Genomic DNA, 21,025 nt, shown 5'->3' with positions numbered 1-21,025 from the left:
GAGCGCCTCAGCCTTTCGTGGCGGTGAGCGTCACGCCGCCGGTCATGGTGCGCGATCCACTCTCGCCGATCGTGAAGACGTGGACGTTGAAGGTCTTTGAGCCGCGGAACGCGGTGTCCTTCGGTTCGATTTCGACAGCGATCTCGGTCAGCTGGCGCGGCTGCAGCAAAAGCGTTCTTGGGACGATCCTGACCGACCAGTCGTCCGGCACGGGAAACCGGCCATACGCCTGTTCCTCGAGGGCCTCGGCCCAGCGCGCCTTGCTTTCGGCGAGCCGCGGCTGTGGGGTGTCCGTGCGCTCGTCTCGACCCTGGCCGCGTGGCGGGATACATGGCCGCAGCTTCGGCAGAGCGTAGCAGTCCGCCTCGATCTGGAAACGCCGGACGACCGAGGCCTCGTTGCGCACGCTGAAGACGAACTTCGCCGGTGAGCGCATCTCGGCAATGTTGACGTTCTTCTGGCCAAGGTTGTTGCTGGGGTTGGCGTCATCGCCCCAGGAAAGCTGTGCTTGAAGGCAGTAGTGGCCGCCGGTGGCGGGCGTGGTCCAACTGAACTCGGCATAGGCAGGGCAATCGATCGTGCCCTTGGCTCCGAGATTTATGGCGACGTTGGCGATCGGACGGGAAATGGTCTGGGCGCCGAATGACAGGTAGGACAGTGCCACCCCGACGCCCACCGCTGGGGCGTCATAGGACCCGTTCCAGACGCGCACGCGAACGCGATATGCATGTGCTGGCTGAAGCGCGCCGCTGACCGGCAAGGTGCCGTCGAAAATGTCGATGTCGGGATTGTCCCAGGTGACCGCGAGCCCCTGCGCCATCAGATAGTACTGGGCGTATAGAAGAGGATCGGCGCGCTTGTAGATGTCGGGCGGTAGCTGGATGCAGCAGTCGTTCTGCGCCGGGCTGGGCAGCCGCTGGTCCTTGGCCAGCCGGCACAGCAGCCTGCATATCGTGGCAAACAGCACCTTCAGCCCGGCGGCCAGACGCTTCCAGAATTCGGCGGCGAACAACAGCAAGGCCGCGGTTCTGATGTGGTTGACCAGAGATCCTGCCATGTCGTGTTTCCCACGCTGAGAGGACGCAACGGTAATGTTTTCCTGGCGGACCTGTCTCCGCCGGTTGTCCAGAGGCTATTTCTTCAGTGATCCCTGTCTTCTGTAGAAGTAGACGGCGGCGACAAGGACTATGGCCGCAATGACAAGGCTGCTCTCGAAAGTTCCCGAGCCATTGTCGGGAGAAAATCCAAAAATGCGTTCAATGAAATCCATTTCGGCCGCCCTCCGATCCCTTGACGCTACAGAAGGGTTTACCCTACGTCAATTGAAGGTTGGTCCCGCGCCGCTCCTCACGCATGAGCTGGGAACCAGAGAACCCGTCAGCGAATTTAGCGGGCCATCCCGCAAACTTTCGTGATTTGCCCGTAGTTTGGCTTGGACATTATTTCGCCGGCCACGTAACAAATCAGTGCCGAGGCGCGAAGATCGGGGAGTGAACTCTTGTGAGCGGCAAGGACGAGGCCGAGCTTTCCCGGCTGATGCGGGCCGCGATCGCGGGGGATGAAAAGGCCTATGCCGACTTTCTGCACCGGATTGCCGCGCTGGTCCGCGGTTTCGTCAGGCGCAAGATCGTGCAGGGCGGGGTCGATCCCGAGGATGTCGTGCAGGAAACCTTGCTGGCCATTCATGTGAAACGGCACACCTGGCGCCAGGACGCGCCGGTGCTGCCCTGGGTTTATGCGATTGCCCGTTTCAAGCTGATCGATGCGTTCCGGCGGCGCGGACGGCGCATCGAGATCGATGTCGACGACATTGCCGAGACGTTCGCCGAGCCCGAAACGGAAACCGTCAGCGAGCGCGACATCAACCGGGCGCTCGACGGGCTGCCGCCGGCACAGCGTTCCGTGGTTTCAGCCGTATCCGTTGAGGGCCGCTCGATCGGCGAGACGGCGGCTAAGTTCGGCATCAGCGAGACGGCGGTGCGGGTGTCGCTGCACCGGGGACTTACCGCCATAGCCAGGCGATTCGGGCAGGGGCGGTTCGGGCGGGAATGACATGAAGACCGACGATCTCATCAAGGCGCTCGACGCCGATGCCCGCAGCAAGGCGATGCCATTGCGCTCGGCCTGGTGGCTGGCGGCTGGCGCGGCCGCCTTGGTCGCGGCGGCTGTCTTCATGATGACGATCGGGCCGCGCCCCGATTTCATGGTGGCCGCGCACACGGTGCGTTTCCTGTCCAAATTCGTTTTCACCATCGTGCTCGCCATCAGCGCCTTTGCCCTGATCCGTGCCCTGTCGACGCCGGGCGCGGCGACAGGCCGGGCTATGGCGGCGATGATCGGGGCGCCGCTGCTGGTCGCGCTAGCCGTGGTGCTGGAGCTCTTCATGGTGCCGCAGGCCCTGTGGGGCACGCGCATGATCGGCTCGAACATGATGATCTGCATGGGCTTCATCCCGCTGATCGGCATCGGCCCGCTGGCCATCTTCCTGTGGATGCTGCGCTATGGCGCGCCGACACGGCCGGTGCTTGCCGGCGCGGTCGCGGGGCTGCTTGCCGGCGGGCTGGCGGCGACTTTCTACGCGGCGCACTGCTTCGACGATTCGCCGCTTTTCGTTGCCACCTGGTACACGATCGCCATCGCGGCTCTCGCTCTGCTTGGCGCGCTCGGCGGGCGGTTTTTCGTGCGCTGGTAGCAGGATACCCACGCCTACACCCCGTGAATACCGATCCTTAATCATGCCGGCAATTGTTTGCCGGTTTTCCATGTCGCCTATGCCCTTGGCGCAACCTTTCCTTAAAATCGATCCTTCAGGGTTTTAACGGGAAAAAGCGATTGCCCACGGGGGTGGCACGAATCGTGACATTGCGAGGTATCATCGGGCCGGGACGGCACAAGCATGCAGCTCTGGCGCTGCTTGTGGCCGGTCTGGCCGTAGTGGCCGCCTCGCTTGTGCTGTCAGGGCTGGACCTTGGCGCGCAAGCCCTCAGACTTTGCCTCCAAATATCGGTCGCGGTGACGGTCTGCGCGCTTTTCGCGGCCTATCTGTTCATCGGTCGAATCTCGGAGGATCGACGGCAGATCGCGGACAGCGAGCAGCGGTTCCGCCGGGCCATGGAGGACTCGGCGATCGGCATCGCTATCGTCGGTCTCGACGGGCGTATTCTCCAGACCAATCCGGCCTTTGCCGCCATGCTTGGCTACAGCCGCGACGAGATCGAGGCGCTGACCTTCTTCCAGCTCACGCATCCCGACGATGTGCAGATCGGCAGCGAAACGATGGCCGGCCTGAAGGCGGGCACCGTCGATGCCTTCCACTTCGAGAAGCGTTATCTCAAGAAGGACGGCACACCCGTCTGGGCTCATCTTGCCGGCTCGGTTATTCGCGACGAGAAAAGCGGCCGGCCGCTCTATCTCGTCTCGCAGATCGAGGACATCGACGCGCGCAAACAGGCCGAGGCGCGCATCACAGAGGCCGAAACGCGCTGGAACTTCGCGCTGGCCGGCGCCGGTCAAGGTGTCTGGGATTTCGACATGCGCAAGGGGGGCACCACCTATTCCTCCACCTGGGTCAAGATGCTGGGCTACGGGGATGGCGAGCTCGATGGCGACCCCGATCGCTGGCTGACGATGATCCATCCAGACGATCGCGCCACGGTCGCGGAGGCCGATCGCGCCCATCTCGCCGGCGAGACGGAATTTTTCGAAGCCGAGTTCCGGATGCGCCACAAGGACGGCCGCTGGATCTGGATCCTCGACCGCGGCAAGGCCATCGAGCGCGATGCGGACGGACACCTGGTCAGAGCGATCGGCAGCTTGATGGACATCACCCGGCGAAAGCAGGCCGAAGAACGGCTCATCGTCTCGGCGGCGATGCTGGCCGACGAGAAGGAGCGGCTGAGGGTGACGCTGCAATCGATCGGCGATGCCGTCATCTGCACCGATGCCGCGAACCGCGTCACTTTCATGAACCCGGTGGCCGAAAAGTTGACCGGCGTTTCCAGTGACGATGCGCTGGGCAAGACGCTGAGCCATGTCTACTGGGCAGTCGACGAGGAGACCGGCCACAGGATCGGGATGACGCGGCCGGTGACAGGCGAAGAGGCGCGCTCCGACCAGAACAGCCGCGCGGTCCTCATCCGCCGCGACGACACGCGCTGCAGCATCCGCCAGGTCGTGTCGCCGATCCTCAACGAACGCAACGAATTCTGCGGTCTGGTGATCGTCTTCCAGGACTTCACCGATGCGCGTGCCCTGCAGCGACAGCTTGCCCATGCCGCCGCGCATGATGCACTGACCGGCCTTGCCAACCGCTCGAGCTTCATCCGCGCCATGGAGGGGATGGTCGATCAGGCGCGCAAGGACGGCACGACGACAGGGGGCCGCCATCAGTTCATGTTCATCGATCTCGACCATTTCAAGCTGGTCAACGACACGGGAGGTCACGCTGCCGGAGACGCCCTGCTGAAGCGGGTCGCTGACGCCGTGCGCGGCGTGCTTGGTCCTGAAGACATCGTCGCGCGCCTGGGTGGCGACGAATTCGCCGTGATCCTGAAATCGGCTTCCACCACCGGCGCGAGGATCGCGGCGCGTTCCATCATCGATGCGATAGCGGGCCTGAACTTCACCTGGGATGGCCGGCCGCACGGGATCGGTGCCAGCATCGGGTTGACGGCGATCTGCGCCAATTGCGGCGAAGTCGACGAGATCATCGCAAGGGCCGACGCCGCTTGCTATGCAGCCAAGGCCGCCGGCCGGGGATGCGTTTCGGTGGCGCCGGACGGCAAGGTCAGCGACGACGACAGGTCAGAACCGCCCAAGCCACTCGCCGCGGCCTCGTGAGCGGCAATCACGTCAGCGCGTCGGAACGGGATGCTCGCCGCGATAATCGTAGAAGCCGCGCCCGGTCTTGCGGCCGAGCCAGCCGGCCTCGACATATTTGACCAGCAGCGGGCAAGGCCGGTACTTCGAATCCGACAGGCCGTCATGCAGCACCTGCATGATCGACAGGCAGGTATCCAGGCCGATGAAATCGGCAAGCTGCAGCGGTCCCATCGGATGGTTGGCGCCGAGCCGCATGGCGGTGTCGATGGCATCGACCGAGCCGACGCCCTCATAGAGCGTGTAGATCGCTTCGTTAATCATCGGCAGAAGGATGCGGTTTACGATGAAGGCCGGGAAATCTTCCGAGACGGTGATCGTCTTGTCGAGCTGCTTCACATAGGTCTTGGCCGCCTCGAAGGTCTGGTCCTCGGTGGCGATGCCGCGCACCAGTTCGACCAGCTTCATCAGCGGTACCGGGTTCATGAAATGTATGCCGATGAACCGCTCCGGCCGGTCGGTCTGGGCAGCTAGCCGTGTGATCGAAATCGACGAGGTGTTGGTCGCCAGGATCGCTTCGGGATTGAGCTGAGGACAGAGCTGCGCATAGATCTTGCGCTTGACGGTTTCGTCCTCGGTCGCCGCTTCGATCACCAGATCGGCGCCGGCGAGATCGGCCATCGTCGGTGCCGACGCGATGCGTGCCATGGCCTGATTGCGCAGCTTCTCGTCGAGCTTGCCGGACCCCACCTGACGGGCCATGTTGCCGCTGATTGTGGCAATGCCCTTCTCGATGCGGTCGGGCGATATATCGTAGATCAGCACCTTATAGCCCGAAAGCGCGGAGACGTGGGCGATGCCGCCGCCCATCTGGCCCGCACCAATGATGCCGATCGTCTCGATCTTGCTCATTACCCGATCCCGTCCGGAGCGTTTTTCGCTGGATCGCGAACCGCCCCATCTCTTTGTTTTCCCGCAATTCCCGGCGCAAAAACCACTGCGCACTGCTGCTGGAATTGCTTTCAGCCTTTGTGGCCTGCTTATTGTGCGGTGCAAACTAAAAGGGTGGGGCGACTTCGTCTACCCCACCCTTCGCAATTTAATACGGTTGCGCGGAAGCGTCAAAGCGCCTTCTGCAACTCCGGCAGGATGACGAAGAGGTCGCCGACGAGGCCGTAATCGGCAACCTGGAAGATCGGCGCTTCCTCGTCCTTGTTGATGGCGACGATGACCTTGGAATCCTTCATGCCGGCAAGGTGCTGGATGGCGCCGGAGATGCCGACCGCGATGTAGAGATCGGGGGCGACGACCTTGCCGGTCTGGCCGACCTGCCAGTCGTTCGGCGCGTACCCGGCATCGACGGCGGCGCGGGAGGCGCCGACGGCGGCACCGAGCTTGTCGGCGACCGGCAGGATGACCTCCTGGAATTTCTCCGAGGAACCGAGCGCGCGGCCGCCCGAGATGATGATCTTGGCCGAGGTCAACTCCGGACGGTCGGTCTCCGACAGCTTGTTCTCGACGAAGGTGGACAGGCCGGGATTGGCTGCCGCATTGACCGTCTCGACCGAAGCCGAGCCACCGTCGGGCGCGGCCTGGAAGGAGGCGGTGCGCACGGTGATGACCTTCTTGGCGTCGCTCGACTGCACCGTCTGGATGGCGTTGCCGGCATAGATCGGCCGCTTGAAGGTATCGGGCGAGACCACTTCGATGATCTCGGAGACCTGCGCGACATCGAGCAGGGCCGCCACGCGCGGCGCGATGTTCTTGCCGGCCGACGTCGCCGGCGCGATGACCGTGTCGTAGGCGCCAGCCAGCGAGACGACCAGTGCCGCCGTCGGCTCGGCCAGGCGCTCGGCGAGTTCGTCGGCTTCGGCGAGCAGCACCTTGCTCACGCCCTTCAGTTTCGCTGCTGCGTCGGCGGCAGCCTTGGCGCCTTTGCCGGCCACCAGCACATGAACGTCCGAGCCGATCTGCAGGGCGGCCGAAAGCGCCTTGGCGGTCTGGTCGGAAAGGGTGGCGTTGTCGTGTTCAGCGATGAGGAGAATTGCCATGTTGTCTGTTCCTTCCGATCTCAGAGCACGCCGGCTTCGTTCTTGAGCTTGTCGACCAGTTCGGCGACGCTCTTGACCTTGACACCCGCCTTGCGGCCGCTCGGCTCCTCGGTCTTGATGACCTTGAGGCGTGGCTTGACGTCGGCGCCGTAATCGGCCGGGCTCTTCTCGTCGAGCGGCTTCTTCTTGGCCTTCATGATATTGGGCAGGGAGGCATAGCGCGGCTGGTTGAGGCGAAGGTCGGCGGTGACGATCACCGGCATCTTCAGCTCCACCGTCTGCAGGCCGCCGTCGACTTCGCGCGTCACCTTGGCATGATCGCCCTCGATCACGACCTTGGAGGCGAAGGTGCCCTGCGCCCAGCCGAGCAGGGCCGCCAGCATCTGGCCGGTCTGGTTGGAATCGTCGTCGATCGCCTGCTTGCCGAGAATGACAAGGCCTGGCTGTTCCGCCTCGACGACGCCCTTCAGCACCTTGGCGACGCCCAGCGGCTCGGTCTGTTCGTCGGTCTTGACCAGGATGGCGCGGTCGGCGCCCATGGCGAGTGCGGTGCGCAAGGTTTCCTGCGCCTGCTGCGGACCGATCGACACGACGATGATCTCTTCGGCCTTGCCGGCTTCCTTGATCCGGATCGCCTCTTCCACCGCGATCTCGTCGAACGGGTTCATCGCCATCTTGACGTTGGCCAGCTCCACCGCCGAACCATCAGCCTTCACGCGCACCTTGACGTTCGCGTCCACAACCCGCTTCACGGGCACAAGGATCTTCATTTGCCTGTCACCTCTTCACGCTAGTTGGGCGCGCTATAGCAGCCTGCGCCCCTTCTGAGTTGTCGAAAGCCGACATTCCTGACTGAATTCCGGCCAGACGGAATTCTGGCCGGATGGAAATTCTGGTCTTTGCCCGCCCTGGCTGCTCCTTAAACGCCTTGGGCCGCGGCGGAGACGTTTCCGTAATTGTGGCAACCCGTGCCGTCAATACGCTGAAAGCCGCTCAAATCGGTTCAGTTTGGGCCAGAAGGGTTTCCACGTCCCCAGCGCGTCGTGGTGGCGGCCGTTTGGGGCGCCGCTGGTTCGCCGACCACCGGCGGCTGTTCAGGGGTCGGTACCACGGCATCCTCGTCGGCGGGTGCAAACAGCGGCACGCCGCGGCTGCGCAGGACCAGCACAAGAACCGCGCCGGCAATGATGCCGCCGATGTGGCAGGCCCAGGATATCTGATCCTCGCCGCCGGCCGCGAACATGACGATCTGGAACAGCACCCACAGGATGAGCGGGATAAAGGCTGGAATGCGCAAAGGGATGCGGGCGAAGGCAAGCACCCACACCTTCACCCTGGGATAGAGGATCAGGTAGGCGACGACCACGCCGGCGATGGCACCCGACGCGCCAATCAACGGCGCCTGCGAATCCCAGGCGACCAGCCCCTGGAAGGCGGCTCCGGCGATGGCGCACAGCAGATAGAAGATCAGGTAGCGGATGTGGCCGAGCGCGTCCTCGACATTGTCGCCGAAAACCCAAAGGAACAGCATGTTGCCGCCGAGATGGAAAATATCGGCATGCAGGAAGGAATAGGTGAGATAGCTCAGGCTCTCGGGGATGATGACAAAGCGGGGGTCGAGTTCGGCCGTGTCGTGAACGACGGACGGGATGAAGCCGAGACCAAGCACGGCGGCATTGGTGAAGTTCTCGCCGCCGAGCGCCGTGGCGCAATAGATCACGGCGTTGGCGACAATCAGACCGATCGTCACATATTGCAGCCTGATGTGGCGCAGCCTGTTGGTGTCGTAAAGCGGGATGAACATCGGTCGCCGGCCCCTCCCGCCTCTGGTCCGTTCAGCGGTTCTTGCCGGGAACCCATAGCACGTCGGCATTTCCGTTGTCATTGACCGCCCGGGCGGCGACAAACAGGAAATCCGAGACGCGGTTGATGTATTTCAGCCCGTCGCGGTTGACGTGTTCGGCCGGGTCCTGAGCCAGGGCGACCATCAGCCGCTCGGCGCGCCGTGCCACCGTGCGGGCGAGATGAAGCGCCGCCGCTGCCGGCGTGCCGCCGTTCAGCACGAAGGATTTCAGCGGGTGGAGCTTCCTGTTGAGGACGTCGATGTCGTGCTCGACACGGTCGGTCTGCGTGGCAACGATGCGCAACGGCTCGTAGCCAAGCGGCTTGCCGTCATCAGGCACGGCGAGGTCGGCGCCGAGGTCGAAGAGATCGTTCTGGATGCGCGAGAGCATGGCGTCGATCGCCTGGTCGCTCTGTGCGGTATGCACGCGAGCCATGCCGATGCAGGCATTGGCTTCGTCGACCGTGCCGTAGGCGTCCACCCTGAGATCGGATTTCAGCCGCCGCTCACCAGTGCCAAGGCCCGTAGTGCCATCATCGCCGGTGCGGGTGTAGATCTTGTTGAGCTTGACCACATCGCCTCCCGAAAAGCCTCACTTGCGGGTGAAATACACGGCCAGCAGGATCAGCGCCAGCGCCACGGCCTGCAGCAGGACGCGGGCCTGCATCAGCTTGTTGGAGGTCACACCGGAGCCGCCGCGCATCATGTTGATGAGCCCCCTGATCAGCACGACCACCACGGCGGCCATGACCAGAATGGCAAGAATGTTGAAGGCAGTGGCCATTTTTGCGTTTCCAGTTCTTTGCTTGTTCAGGCGCGCTTGGCGAGCAGGCGGTGGAGCATCGAGGCCGGCAGGATGCGTTTAAGCATGGCGCCGATCCTGGCCGACATTGTTACCACATAGTGCGGGCGCGGGCGCCGCGACAGAAGTGCATGGCGGAGCTCCTTGTGGACCACTTCAGGCCCGGGCTTCCGCGTCGATTGGCTGCCGCCGGCGCGCATGCGCTCCAGTTGCGCGGCATAGTCGGCGCGATGCTCGGAATTCTCATGGTCAATATTCCTTAGGAACCAGGGCAGGCCATTGCTGGCGATCTTCGATTTCACCGGCCCCGGCTCGATCAGCGAAACATGGATGCCGCTGCCGGCCAGTTCCTGGCGCTGGCACAGCATCAGCGCCTCCAAGGCATGCTTGGAGGCCGAATAGGCGCCGCGGAAGCGCACCGGCACGAGACCGAGGATCGACGAGCAGTGGACGAGGCGGCCGTGGCCCTGGCGTCGCATCACCGGAACCAGGCGGCGGGTCAGGTCGTGCCAGCCGAAGAAATTGGCCTCGAACTGCTCCCTGAGCGCCGCAACGGGCAGATCCTCGACGGCGCCTGCCTGCGCGTAGGCGCCGTTGTTGAACAGCGCGTCGAGCCTGCCGCCGGTGCGGTCGAGCACCGCCGTCACCAGGGCGGCTATTGAGTCCGGTTCGCTATAGTCGAGGTAAAAAGCCTCGACGCCGTCGGCTTCGAGGGCAGCGATGTCCTCCGGCCTGCGCGCCGTCGCGAACACCCGCCAGCCCTCAGCCTTCAATGCACGGGTGCAATAGGCGCCTATGCCGGAAGACGCGCCGGTGACGATGATGGTGCGCAACTCTGCCGCTGGAGAATTCGGGGTTTGACGAAGGGTTGCCATTTGCCGCATTCATTTCCCATATTCGCGGCGTCGAGACAATCGAGGGGAGCGCGCGTCCTTGCTGCGGAACATTGTCGCCCTGCGCCGCGTGCTCTACGACGCGCTCGGCCACTTCAACACCGATGACGGCTGGGCGATGGCCAGCCATCTGGCGATCACCTCGCTCATGGCGCTGTTTCCATTCCTGATCTTCGCCACGACGCTGGGCAGCTTCCTTGGTGCCCAGGCCTTTGCCGACACAGCCGTGCACCTGGTCTTCGACACCTGGCCGGACCAGATCGCCAAGCCGATCGCGCACGAGGTGCTGAACGTGCTGACCGTCAGGCGCAGTGATCTGTTGACTTATGGCGTGCTGCTTGCCGCCTACTTTGCCTCCAACGGCATCGAGGCGCTGCGCACCTCGCTGAACCGCGCCTATCGGGTCACGGAAACGCGCGGCATCATCTATCGCCGGGTGCAAAGCATCTTCTTCGTGCTGATCGCTACCGCCGGGTTCCTGGCGATAAGCGTGCTGCTGGTGTTCGCGCCCCTGCTGGCGCGGCTGGCGGAAGCCCATTTCGAATGGATCAAACCCTATACGGGCACGATCACGCTGTGGCGGTACGTCATCGCCTCAACCGTCATCATCGGCGGACTGTTTGCCGTCCATTACTGGCTGCCGGCCGGCAAGCGCCGTTTCGTCTCGCTGATACCCGGCATCATCTTCACACTGGCCGCATGGCTTATCGGCTCGACCATGTTCGCCACCTATCTCGACCATTTCTCGTCCTATGTGACGACCTATGCCGGTCTCGCCTCGATCATGATCGCGGTGGTCTTCCTCTACATCGTCTCGGCGATCTTCATCCTCGGCGGCGAGCTCAACGCCGCGATCAGCCGTTATCTAGAGGCGCGTGCCCGGGTCGGCTGAAGTTTGCCTGTTCGGGCGGTTGCCAGGCCCACGCCGAAAGTGGTGATGGCCATGCCGACGATCTGCAGCGCATTGAGCTGCTCGTTGAACAAGGCCCAGGCGATGACGGCCGTCACCGCCGGCACCAGGTAGAACAACGAGGCCACTTTCGACATCTCGCCGTCACGGATCATCACCATCAGGAGAAAGATGGCGCCGAGCGACAGCACCAGCAGCAGCCAGCCCATGGCGAAGACCAATTCGCCATTGATGACGACGGTTTGGGTTTCGAAGGCAAGCGAAGCCAGGATCATCAGCGAAGCGCCGCCGACATATTGCCACATGGTGGCCGCCACGAGGTCGCCTCCGGACGCAAAACGCTTTTGCCAGATCGTGCCGGCGCTCATGCCGAGCACCGAGACCAGCGAGGCGGCCAGCGTCGCCGCCGTCACGCCGCCACCGAGCGCCCCGAGTTTCGGCCACAGCACGATGACGATGCCGACCAGCCCGATAGCGAGGCCAAGCCAGTGGCGCGGCAGGATGGCCTCGCCCAGAAACTTGCCGGCAAGCACCGCGGTGATCAGCGGCTGCAGGCCGACGATCAGGGCCGAAAAACCGGCCGGCATGCCTCGATGGATGGCCCAGAAGACGGCGCCGAGATAGATGCCATGCATCAGCACGCCGGCGCCGGTGGCATGCAGAGCCTCCTCGCGGGTGGCTCGTTTCGAGCCCAGCACCAGCATCAGCACGGCCAGCAGGATGGCGGCGAGCACGAAACGCGCGGCGAGGAAGGTGAACGGCTCCGCCCATGGCATGGCGTAACGCGCGCCGATGAAGCCGGTCGCCCACAGGACAACGAAGGTGGCGGGGATGAACCGCTTGATGCTGGACATTTTCCGGGATCGCCGCGCTGGTGAGAATTAACCGTGAGGATGCTCTAGTCCTGTTCAACCCCGGGCGCAAAACGAAACGATTGATCCATGCGTCAAGGGGGTTGAACGGGTGGCGTGTCCGGAGAGCGTTTCTCCTGATATAATGCTGGTCAAAGCCCTACCATCCTTCTGATTTCTTCCGGCGAAGCGCCTGCGTCGCGCAAGGCGGCAAGGCCGGTATCCCTCAGGCTCTTCGACAGTTTTCGCCCATCCGGCCCGAGGATCAGCCGATGATGGAAATAGGCGGGTGGCTGCAATCCCAGAATCTCCTGCAGCAGGCGCTGCACCCCGGTCGCGGAAAACAGGTCCTGTCCGCGCACGACATGGCTGACGCCTTGCAGGGCATCGTCGATGACGACGGCGAGGTGGTAGCTGGTCGGGATGTCGCGGCGCGCCACGATAACGTCGCCCCAATCCTGCGGACGCGCCTCGACGGAGCGCGTCGTGGACAGCGTCCCGTCGCTGAATTCGGCCCATGAGAGGTTCTTGCCGGCACGCGCCATGGCGGCGCCGACGTCCAGCCGCCAGGCGAAGGGCGCATTCTCGGCAATCCGCCGCTTGCGTTCCTTCATCGAAAGCGCCTTGTCGGCCGGGGGATAGAGCGGCACACCGTCGGGATCGCGCGGCCAGTCGCGCCCGCGCTTTTCGCCGTCGGCGATGAAGGCACGTATCTCGCCGCGGCTCATGAAGGCGGGATAGACGAGTTCCTCGCGGATCAGGCGCCCGAGCACCGTTCCATATTCTGCAAAATGCTCGGACTGGCGGCGCACGGGCTTTTCCCAGTCGAGGCCCAGCCATTTCAGATCGGCGATCATGCCCGCCTCGAACTCCGGCGTGCAGCGCGTGGTGTCGATATCCTCGATGCGCAGCAGCAGGCGGCCGCCGCTGGTATTTGCGAGCTTCTTGTTGAGCAGCGCCGAATAGGCGTGGCCCAGATGCAGTTCGCCGTTGGGGCTGGGCGCGAAGCGGAATGTCAGGAGCGTCATGTCTCGAGCGGCAATCGGGTTGTGCTGTGGTTTTGGCGGTTGCTACCTTGCTGCACATCTTCGGACAAGGATACCATGCAGCGCATCGCGACACTGGACGACGTTGAGCGGGGGCTGGACGCGCTTTGCCTCATCGACCCGCGCCTGGGAAAAGTGCGCGGCATGGCCGGCGAGGTGCCGCTCAGGCTTTCGGAGCCGGGCTTCAGGAGCCTGGCCTCGATCATCGTCTCGCAGCAGGTGTCGCGGGCGAGCGCCGATGCGATCTTCGGCCGGTTGGCGAAACTCGTCGATCCGCTGACGCCGCGGGCGATCCTTGCCGCCGGTGAGGACATGTTTCGCGAGGCCGGCCTGTCGCGGCCCAAGCAGCGCGGCCTGATCGCGGTTGCGCAGGCCGTGGCCGATGGGCTCGACCTGCATCACCTCTGTTCGCTCGATGCCGTGGAGGCGATCGCCAGGATGACGGCGGTGCCCGGAATCGGTCCCTGGACGGCGGAAGTGTATCTGTTGTTTGCCGCCGGACACCCCGACATTTTCCCGGCGCGCGACGTCGCCCTGCAGAGCGCTGTCGGCCATGCCTTCGGCATCGACCCGCGTCCAGCGGAGAAAACACTGATCGCGCTGGCCGAATCATGGAGCCCGTGGCGAGGTGTCGCATCGCGGCTTTTCTGGTCTTATTATCGCGAAACCAGGGGCCGGGACGCCGCACCGCCGGCCTGAATCCGCAAGAAAGCCTAAAAATCATGTGTTTTTGGCGCTTCGTGCCAGCGACAATCCGCTTCACATCCCTGTCATGTCAGGCTTACAGTATCCACGCCGAACGGTTCTAGAACTAGGAGGTCAACAAGGTGACGGTTGCCGTATCTCCGGATGGGCTTCCAGCGCTGGTGCTGAATGCGGATTACCGTCCGCTCAGCTATTACCCCTTGTCGCTCTGGTCCTGGCAGGACGCCATCAAGGCGGTGTTCCTGGACCGGGTGAACATAGTGGCCGAATACGAGCACGCCGTATCCTCGCCGACCTTCTCGATGAAGCTGCCGAGCGTGGTCAGCCTGAAGGCCTATGTGAAGCCGTCCAGGCATCCGGCCTTCACCCGTTTCAACGTCTTCCTGCGCGACCGTTTCCAGTGCCAGTATTGCGGTACCCCCGAGGACCTGACCTTCGACCATGTCATCCCGCGTCACCGTGGCGGCGCCACGACATGGGAGAATGTCGTGGCCGCCTGTTCGCCCTGCAATCTGAGGAAGGGCGGTATGATGCCGGCTCACGCCAAGATGTGGCCGCTGCAGAAACCCTACCAGCCGACGGTGCATGATCTGCACAATAACGGCCGCCTGTTCCCGCCCAACCATCTGCATGAAAGCTGGATGGATTATCTCTACTGGGACGTCGAACTGGAGCCTTGAGTTCGTTCGAAGAATTCGGGAGGTTGGCCGTCTGGAGCAATTGTCTGCGCTTCCGATGTTCACGGACCAAATGTCCGCTGCGTTTCGGTTCTCGACAGTCACTCCATGCGACTCAGCCTGCCGAATTCTTTGAACGATCTCGCGTCGGCTCTGTAGCTCAATCGCGGGCCAGCGCGCCACGGAAGGCGACGGCGGCGAGGATAAGGCTGGCAATGGCGTTCCAGCCGGCCAGCGACAGGCCGAGAATGCGCAAGGCGGCCTTGTCGCAGGAGGGCGGCACGAATTTGTCGAGCGCGTCGAGGACGCCCTTGCCACCGGTGTCGACCGGTCCGGCGCCCGCCGTGCAATCGGCAGGACCCTGCCACCAGGCCCATTCGACGCCGGAGTGATAGACGCCGAGATAGAGCCCGTACAGCATCAGGAGGCCGCCAATGGCCAACAGGCCGCGCGTCAGCCATGCGGGTGCGCGCAGCATCGACGCTATCGCCGCCAGCACCATCAACGGCACGCCGATGTAATACGGCGTGCGCTGTTCCAGGCAGAGGTGGCAGGGGATGTAGCCGCCAATGTGCTGGAAGCCGAGCGCCGAGCCAACGGTCGCTGCCATCGCGACGGCGAGAAACAGGGCCGCGCGTGTCCGCTGGCGGCCGGTATCGGCATTCATGGTCGCTGTCATGGCGTCTTTCGTCCGTTGTGTTCGCCGTCCGCAAGGTCTGCTCGCCGCGCTGCCAAAACCGTTGCGCGGTTTAAGCATCAAACCTCAGAAGGCGTATTTGATCAGGATATAGAGCAAAATCAGGGCGACCGAGGCAGCGCCGACGATCAGGCCCAGACGCTTTTCGATGAATTCGCGGATCGGCTCGCCATAGCGGCGCAAAAGCCACGCCAACAGCAGGAAGCGGGCGCCGCGCGCGATGATGGCCGAGACGATGAAGACAACAAGGTTGATGTGGAGCGCGCCGGCCAGAATAGTGACCACCTTGATCGGCGGCAGGTGCGCAACGCCGGATGTGACGAGCAGCACCAGCATTAGCCCGGTGCCGGAAGACTGCCACTTCTCGAACGTGGCAAGGCCGCCGAAGTGCTCCAGGATCGGCCGTGCTATTGTGTCGTAGGCATAGTAGCCGATCAGCCAGCCGGCGATGCCGCCCAGCACGGACGCAACGGTGGCGGTCAGCGCGTAGCGATAGGCGCGTTCGGGGCGCGCCAGCGCCATGGGCAGGAACAGAACGTCTGCCGGTATGAAGAACACCGAGCTCTCGACGAAAGCGATGAAGGCCAGCCACCATTCGGCGGATTTGCGCGCCGCCAGCGACAGGGTCCAGTCGTACAGTCCGCGAAGCATCGGCTCTCCTATGGAACGGCCCGTCTGTCTAGAAAGGTTTTTCGCGCTGCACAATGGCTGCGGTCTTACAAATTGGAAAGGTGCCGTCTGGTCGCGGCAGAGGCTGGTTTGGAATTGGCCTGTTGACGAACAGGCCTCCGACCGTATAGTCCGCGCCCATCCAGGCCGCCCGGCCTGAGCCCCTATGGCGGAATTGGTAGACGCGCTCGACTCAAAATCGAGTTCCGCAAGGAGTGCTGGTTCGATCCCGGCTAGGGGCACCACTTCCCACTCGAGACACCTTGAAAGCCAAGGATCGCAAGGGGTCCCGCTTTCCCCGAGGTACACTTTTAGGTACACCAAGGGGTACAAATCGAATGAGACTTGTCTTGAAGCACGTCCAGAAACGCGGCCACAGGTGGCGCTATAGGCGCAAGGTGCCAGTTCCGCTCCGTGAGATACTCGGCAAGGGTGAACTGGTCGCGCCTTTAGGGGAAAGCGAGCAAGAGGCGATTAAGCGGTACGGTCGAGTGCATGGGCTTGCCGAGCAGACATTGACGGACGCGAAGCGCCGGCTCGCCGAGGACCGAGGCCAAATCACGGCTTGCATTGAGACCCCCTCGACCACTTCGCCAAAACGCGTGACGCAATCAAGGCTTTTGGCTTCGACCCGGACCCGCCTGGAAGTGAGGCCGAGTGGTTCGCCCGTTCCTCGGTGGCAGAAAGATTGACTGCCGGTCGCGCGGTTGACCCGGAAACAGGCCATCCTCTCGACGTTGCTCCTGCCGAGACCGCGCTTATCGCCGCCTTGCATTCGGGTCTTGGCCCGGCCCCTCTTCCGACGCTGGAGGACGCCAAGCGGCTCTATCTAAGGGATCGTGCCAAACGCTCTAGTTCAAGCGAACTGGCGAGAAAGAAGGACGAGCAGCGAGTCGAGCGGACAGTCGGCTATGTGAGAGACGCCCTTGGCAAGAACCCTCTTCTAACCGATCTCCGAAGAGCTGACGCCCGCGCAGTACTCGACCACATGCTCCGGGTCATCAACAGCCCAAACACCGTCGAACGCTACCTCAATGACACGCGAGCGGTCATCAACCACGCTCTCAAAGAAATGGACCTCGGGCACATTGCGAACCCCTTTATGGGCCTAGTGGTCGGCAGTGCCAACGAAGCCGAGACCGCGAAGGATCGGCGGCGGTCCCTGACGGACGCGGAGCTTGCCGCCATCCGCGTACGGATCGATACGCTATCGCGAGCCGACGACCTCAAGCACCTTTGGCGCATCCTTGAGGGCACCGGGTGCCGGCTTGCAGAGGTGACAGGCGCTCGGACTGTTGATGTGATAGTTGAGGGGGAGCTTCCCCATATCAGCGTCCAGTGGCACGAGGGGCGGCGTCTCAAGACCCACTCGTCGCGCCGGAGGGTCCCTTTGGTGGGAGAAGCCCTAAAGGCGGCTAAGGTCGCGCTGGAGGCGGCAGGACAGGGTGCTTTGTTGTTCTCTCGCTACGGCGGGGAGAGTGGACCCACGAGCGCGTCTGCGGCCCTCATGAAGCACGTTCGGGCTGTTGTGAAAGACCGCAAGGCGACGGTCCATTCCCTTCGCCACAACATGAAAGATCGCCTCCGCGTAGCGGGTGTACCGAAGGCCACCCAAGACATGATCCTTGGGCACGCAAGCGGAGGTGTGGGGGAGGCCTATGGGAGCGACGAAGCGCGGCTTAAGGTGGTCACTGACGCAATGAAGTCAGCTTTAGGAAGTGACGCGACTGGGTGACGCTAGTCACCGTAGTTCACGACCGGAAATGCGCGGTCGTTTCCGGTGCCGGGATGGCGTGCAAACCAGACGCGCTTACCAACCTTTATTGATGCCGTCCCGTAGAAGTTTGATCTGTGGTACATCAGGTCTGGCCCATCGTCGGCTCGAATGAAGCCCGTCGCTGGGTCTACGCGCGTAATCGTGCCCAGCTCATATTCATCCGGAGAATAGCAAAGCTCCTCGCAGGCTTGTACGAGAAACTCTGCTGTTGGGCGTTTCTGCGGGTCCTTTTGCAAGCACGATAAAATTATATCATAAACCTGACTCCCTAAGCTCCTGAATTGAGCTGCAGAGATTTGTATGGGGCGGGCCGGTGGCACGGCTTCAGTAATCTTCAAAATTGATTTCAATCCCCCGCCAAACGGCGGTAGGCCGGACAGCATTTCATATACGATCGCACCGATTGACCAGACATCCGACGGTTTCGTTGCGACCTTAAATTCAGTGATGCTCTCGGGCGACATGTACGGTATCGCGCCAAGGACGGTCTTTGAGGAGGTTGAGCCCTTTGATTCCGCCCACAATCCGATTTCTGCTTCGGCCAGTTTAGCGATTCCGAAATCAGTTATTTTCACCGCAGCGAAACGGAAACCGCCCACTACCATAATGTTGCTCGGCTTAAGGTCGCGGTGAACTACATTCGCGTGGTGCGAAGCCACCAGCCCCTTCGCCAACTGGTGAAGGACGCGGGCACATGTTGAGGGAGGGACACAGCGAAGCTTGTTAGACATGACCGATTCAAGATCGGCCCCGCTGACCAGCTCCTCAATCAGGTACGCTCGCCCCGCTGCATCTTCCAAATAGTCTAGCGTTTTTGCCACGTTCGGATGGTTTATCTTAGCGCTAACAGAGGCTGAATGCCGGAATCGACTGTTCCCCCCGTCGTCCTTTGGCGTCTTAAGAGCGACCTCTCGACCAAACAGGCTGTCTTTGGCCAGATAAACATGCTGCATTCCACCGGCGTTGATCCAAGAGAGAGCCTTGTATCGATCGCCCACAAGAGGCCCTGTCTCCGAAAGCGGGCCCTTCATAGCAACACCTCTGGATATGAAACATCAGCCGTGATCGAGGTGCGTCCCATCCTGTTTATAGGATCACCGAGCACAATGACTGCAGCCCCGGTTAGCTTGTCGCCAATTTTTAGTTGTTTGTTGTTCCTCAACGCAAAACCGGACACGCTCGTAACAATAAAGTCTAAGCCGTCATACTTTATCGATACCGAATCGTTGCCGCTGGAGAGCTTTACCGTCCTCGATGAGCTATTGACGCTAAACTCCTGTCCTTTGTGAGTCAGGAGCATGCGGTGCTTATCAAATAACAAGTATTTTCCAATCTGCTCTGCGACAGTTCGGGCGTTTGGTCGTTTTGACGGGTCCGCAGCTAGGCAGGCATTTAATAGCTGCGCAATGCTGGGGGGTAAGCTTGGCATGATTGCCGAGAAATCGGCCTGTGCGCACGGCAAGGTAGGAGGGACGTTCTCCAACTCGGTTGGAAGCTTCCCGTCGCAGAGAAGCCAAACAGCTATCGCCCCGAGTGCGAACACATCAACGGCGCTGGTGAAGTTGTGGTCACCCTTTGAATCTGCCTTGAATATTTCAGGAGCTGAATACCCTTGACTGTAAAAGAGTTGCTTTGTTTTGGCTGCGGCGTCAAGCTTGGCAAGTCCGAAGTCAAAAATCTTTAGCACGCCCTCCCCATCAACCTTCATATTGTCGGGCTTCAGATCGCGGTGAACTCTCCCATGGCTGTGAACGTGCGAAACTCCGGTGGCGATAGGGTAGAGGGCCCTTAGCGCCGCATTTGGAGTTGAGTTTGCCGGCAAAGGCATCAATGGCGACCCCGGTATATATTCCTCGACAAAACCAATGATCTCGCCCTCGTCGTATATTACGTCGAGAACTTGGACTACGTAATTCGAACGGATTGCCGACAGTGCAGAGAGTTCGTCCATCAAACGATGCTTAGCCATACCCGGCTTGAGCGATTTTATTACAACATTCCGCTCCAAGTGGGCGTCTTTGCAGACAAGAGTGTCTGACATGCCGCCGCCGGCAAGGTGTTGGATAATTTGGCTGTAGCGCGGAGGCAATTTAATCATCTGCCTCATCCTCGCCGCTGCCAAAGTCGATCTTCAATTGTGGTTTGGGGGGCGGAGACTGTTCGCCTATGACCTCACGCTTGACACGCTTTTGGGTCTTTTTGGCGGGTGCCTTTGTGGCCTGTTTTTCAATTCTCGCCGTTTGTTGTCTGGCCGGGGCAGTTGATCTTCCCTGAATGCCACCCAGCCAAATCTCTAACTTGTTTGTCGCGCTCCAGAGGGTCAGCGCTACCCCGCTGGGGTAGGACGGAGGCACCACGAAGTCGTCAATTGACAGCGCAACCGCAGAAGCATTGTCATCAACGCCTGTTGCGTCCGACACGAAGACTATCTTTCTAACTAAGTCAGCCGCACTGCTTGAATTGCTCGCTATTGCTTGAAGCACTTTTTTGCCCATGCCGTGCACTCCGTCAGACGCGAGGAGAAAACGGCGACCCATGCCCTTCAGTGGGATGATATGGGCTTCCAGATCCCCGCCCTGGCCGACAAATTGCAGAAGTCGATTGTCGCGGCTCTTCTCGTCCGCTTCTTCGCCCCCCACCAAGCCGGCGATGGTGTCATCTCTCGTCAACTGTTCAATCGCGAATTCCGAATTTGCGTCATACGCGCGGCTATCCCCGACGTGCGCTATCCAGCCCGATGCCGGTTCGATCATAACGATTGCGGTTAATGTCGTTCCGCCTTCCCCTTTGAGCGCTTCGAAGACCGCCCGGTCCGACTGACGGACAGCATCGACAAGCGTCTTCGCGCTCGGCTTGCCACCAGTAGAAAGTGCAAGGCAGGAGATAAATGTGCTCGCAGCAAGCGTTGCCGCGCGTCCGCCATCAGCCATTCCCCCCATTCCGTCGCAAACGATTGCAACTAGCAGGGCCTTCCCGCTTTGTGGAGATATGTAAGCTGCAACCACGCGATCCTGGTTGTCGTCACGTAGAGGGCCCTTGACCGTGCCAATTGCGATGCCGGGTACCGACTGTGTGCTGCGGACAATCGCGGGATCGTCTAAGAAAGCTACAATTCTGTTTGTTAGATCGCCGGACATAAAACTTCGCCTCTCTTACGGGCGCCCTAGTGTGCCGGCTCGCGGTACTTGATGAGGCCGACAAAAGCGCTTCTACAGCGATTCTCCCTTTGTTGCCGACTTATTAGGTCAGGCTACATCGAATTGCTGCCCGCTACTGCGCTGCGTTC

Annotated in this window: 23 protein-coding genes and 1 tRNA gene; 9 read left to right on the top strand and 15 right to left on the bottom strand. The window is 61.9% G+C overall.

Annotation, left to right across the window (positions count from 1 at the left end):
- Positions 1–7: 7 nt before the first annotated feature.
- Positions 8–1,057, bottom strand: coding sequence for a hypothetical protein (locus LB516_RS18590; protein ID WP_015315557.1), 1,050 nt, complete (start codon positions 1,055–1,057; stop codon positions 8–10).
- A gap of 443 nt (positions 1,058–1,500) precedes the next feature.
- On the opposite strand from LB516_RS18590, the gene LB516_RS18585 reads away from it, so the two are divergent.
- From LB516_RS18585 to LB516_RS18575, 3 genes are all read left to right on the top strand, one after another.
- Complete coding sequence (locus LB516_RS18585) at positions 1,501–2,052, top strand: sigma-70 family RNA polymerase sigma factor (RefSeq protein WP_015315559.1); 552 nt, start codon at positions 1,501–1,503, stop codon at positions 2,050–2,052.
- Between the two features lies 1 nt (position 2,053).
- On the top strand, positions 2,054–2,692 hold the full coding sequence (locus tag LB516_RS18580) for an NrsF family protein (RefSeq protein WP_224720157.1): 639 nt from the start codon (positions 2,054–2,056) through the stop codon (positions 2,690–2,692).
- A 164-nt stretch (positions 2,693–2,856) separates the two neighbouring features.
- Entirely contained in the window at positions 2,857–4,839 is a 1,983-nt protein-coding gene (locus tag LB516_RS18575; protein WP_224720156.1) for a PAS domain S-box protein, read from the top strand.
- A 12-nt stretch (positions 4,840–4,851) separates the two neighbouring features.
- Here the strand turns inward: LB516_RS18575 and LB516_RS18570 are convergent, their stop codons facing one another.
- The 7 genes from LB516_RS18570 to LB516_RS18540 all read right to left on the bottom strand — a co-directional run bounded on the left by LB516_RS18570 (position 4,852) and on the right by LB516_RS18540 (position 10,389).
- Positions 4,852–5,730 (bottom strand): 3-hydroxybutyryl-CoA dehydrogenase, encoded by an 879-nt coding sequence (locus tag LB516_RS18570; protein ID WP_015315562.1) that lies wholly within the window; start codon positions 5,728–5,730, stop codon positions 4,852–4,854.
- Positions 5,731–5,939: 209 nt separating this feature from the next.
- Complete coding sequence (locus LB516_RS18565; protein ID WP_140662810.1) at positions 5,940–6,869, bottom strand: electron transfer flavoprotein subunit alpha/FixB family protein; 930 nt, start codon at positions 6,867–6,869, stop codon at positions 5,940–5,942.
- Positions 6,870–6,889: 20 nt separating this feature from the next.
- Entirely contained in the window at positions 6,890–7,639 is a 750-nt protein-coding gene (locus LB516_RS18560) for an electron transfer flavoprotein subunit beta/FixA family protein (protein WP_140787732.1), read from the bottom strand.
- Positions 7,640–7,872: 233 nt separating this feature from the next.
- Positions 7,873–8,673 (bottom strand): rhomboid family intramembrane serine protease, encoded by an 801-nt coding sequence (locus LB516_RS18555; protein ID WP_140712902.1) that lies wholly within the window; start codon positions 8,671–8,673, stop codon positions 7,873–7,875.
- Between the two features lie 31 nt (positions 8,674–8,704).
- Positions 8,705–9,286: a cob(I)yrinic acid a,c-diamide adenosyltransferase gene (locus LB516_RS18550; protein WP_224720155.1), complete on the bottom strand. Its 582-nt coding sequence runs from the start codon at positions 9,284–9,286 to the stop codon at positions 8,705–8,707.
- 18 nt (positions 9,287–9,304) lie between these two features.
- Complete coding sequence (locus tag LB516_RS18545) at positions 9,305–9,496, bottom strand: twin transmembrane helix small protein (RefSeq protein ID WP_015315567.1); 192 nt, start codon at positions 9,494–9,496, stop codon at positions 9,305–9,307.
- A gap of 26 nt (positions 9,497–9,522) precedes the next feature.
- Positions 9,523–10,389, bottom strand: a complete 867-nt coding sequence (locus tag LB516_RS18540) for an SDR family oxidoreductase (protein WP_224720154.1) — start codon at positions 10,387–10,389, stop codon at positions 9,523–9,525.
- 58 nt (positions 10,390–10,447) lie between these two features.
- On the opposite strand from LB516_RS18540, the gene LB516_RS18535 reads away from it, so the two are divergent.
- Positions 10,448–11,299 (top strand): YihY/virulence factor BrkB family protein, encoded by an 852-nt coding sequence (locus tag LB516_RS18535; protein ID WP_015315569.1) that lies wholly within the window; start codon positions 10,448–10,450, stop codon positions 11,297–11,299.
- Here LB516_RS18535 and LB516_RS18530 read toward each other — a convergent pair.
- Both LB516_RS18530 and gluQRS read right to left on the bottom strand, forming a co-directional pair.
- Positions 11,269–12,171: a DMT family transporter gene (locus LB516_RS18530; RefSeq protein ID WP_140662803.1), complete on the bottom strand. Its 903-nt coding sequence runs from the start codon at positions 12,169–12,171 to the stop codon at positions 11,269–11,271. The two genes, LB516_RS18535 and LB516_RS18530, sit on opposite strands and share 31 nt — an antisense overlap.
- A 149-nt stretch (positions 12,172–12,320) precedes the next feature.
- Entirely contained in the window at positions 12,321–13,196 is an 876-nt protein-coding gene (gene gluQRS / locus LB516_RS18525) for a tRNA glutamyl-Q(34) synthetase GluQRS (RefSeq protein ID WP_224720153.1), read from the bottom strand.
- Positions 13,197–13,271: 75 nt separating this feature from the next.
- Between gluQRS and LB516_RS18520 the strand changes: the two genes are divergently transcribed.
- Both LB516_RS18520 and LB516_RS18515 read left to right on the top strand, forming a co-directional pair.
- Positions 13,272–13,913, top strand: a complete 642-nt coding sequence (locus LB516_RS18520; protein WP_224720152.1) for a DNA-3-methyladenine glycosylase family protein — start codon at positions 13,272–13,274, stop codon at positions 13,911–13,913.
- Positions 13,914–14,041: 128 nt separating this feature from the next.
- A complete protein-coding gene (locus LB516_RS18515; protein WP_008874122.1) occupies positions 14,042–14,599 on the top strand; it encodes an HNH endonuclease in 558 nt (185 codons plus the stop codon).
- A gap of 157 nt (positions 14,600–14,756) precedes the next feature.
- Here LB516_RS18515 and LB516_RS18510 read toward each other — a convergent pair whose 3' ends face one another.
- Both LB516_RS18510 and LB516_RS18505 read right to left on the bottom strand, forming a co-directional pair.
- Positions 14,757–15,275, bottom strand: a complete 519-nt coding sequence (locus tag LB516_RS18510) for a disulfide bond formation protein B (RefSeq protein WP_140720265.1) — start codon at positions 15,273–15,275, stop codon at positions 14,757–14,759.
- Positions 15,276–15,359: 84 nt separating this feature from the next.
- Complete coding sequence (locus tag LB516_RS18505; protein WP_140720267.1) at positions 15,360–15,944, bottom strand: YqaA family protein; 585 nt, start codon at positions 15,942–15,944, stop codon at positions 15,360–15,362.
- Positions 15,945–16,122: 178 nt separating this feature from the next.
- Between LB516_RS18505 and LB516_RS18500 the strand changes: the two genes are divergently transcribed.
- From LB516_RS18500 to LB516_RS18495, 3 genes are all read left to right on the top strand, one after another.
- Positions 16,123–16,207: transfer RNA gene (locus LB516_RS18500), tRNA-Leu, on the top strand.
- 93 nt (positions 16,208–16,300) lie between these two features.
- Entirely contained in the window at positions 16,301–16,654 is a 354-nt protein-coding gene (locus LB516_RS29160; protein ID WP_411969406.1) for a DUF6538 domain-containing protein, read from the top strand.
- Positions 16,651–17,697, top strand: coding sequence for a tyrosine-type recombinase/integrase (locus LB516_RS18495; protein ID WP_224720151.1), 1,047 nt, complete (start codon positions 16,651–16,653; stop codon positions 17,695–17,697). Before LB516_RS29160 ends, LB516_RS18495 begins: the two co-directional genes overlap by 4 nt.
- A gap of 2 nt (positions 17,698–17,699) precedes the next feature.
- Here LB516_RS18495 and LB516_RS18490 read toward each other — a convergent pair whose 3' ends face one another.
- From LB516_RS18490 to LB516_RS18480, 3 genes are read right to left on the bottom strand one after another with little or no spacing between them, the layout of a single operon-like run.
- On the bottom strand, positions 17,700–18,770 hold the full coding sequence (locus tag LB516_RS18490; protein WP_224720150.1) for a serine/threonine-protein kinase: 1,071 nt from the start codon (positions 18,768–18,770) through the stop codon (positions 17,700–17,702).
- Positions 18,767–19,837: a serine/threonine protein kinase gene (locus tag LB516_RS18485; protein WP_224720149.1), complete on the bottom strand. Its 1,071-nt coding sequence runs from the start codon at positions 19,835–19,837 to the stop codon at positions 18,767–18,769. Before LB516_RS18485 ends, LB516_RS18490 begins: the two co-directional genes overlap by 4 nt.
- A complete protein-coding gene (locus LB516_RS18480) occupies positions 19,830–20,876 on the bottom strand; it encodes a PP2C family protein-serine/threonine phosphatase (RefSeq protein ID WP_224720148.1) in 1,047 nt (348 codons plus the stop codon). Before LB516_RS18480 ends, LB516_RS18485 begins: the two co-directional genes overlap by 8 nt.
- Positions 20,877–21,025: the final 149 nt, after the last annotated feature.

Source organism: Mesorhizobium sp. CO1-1-7 (genome assembly GCF_020164885.1).
Classification (GTDB): domain Bacteria; phylum Pseudomonadota; class Alphaproteobacteria; order Rhizobiales; family Rhizobiaceae; genus Mesorhizobium; species Mesorhizobium australicum.
The sequence above is the reverse complement of the archived record's forward strand: the minus strand, read 5'-3'. Positions and strand labels throughout refer to the sequence as shown.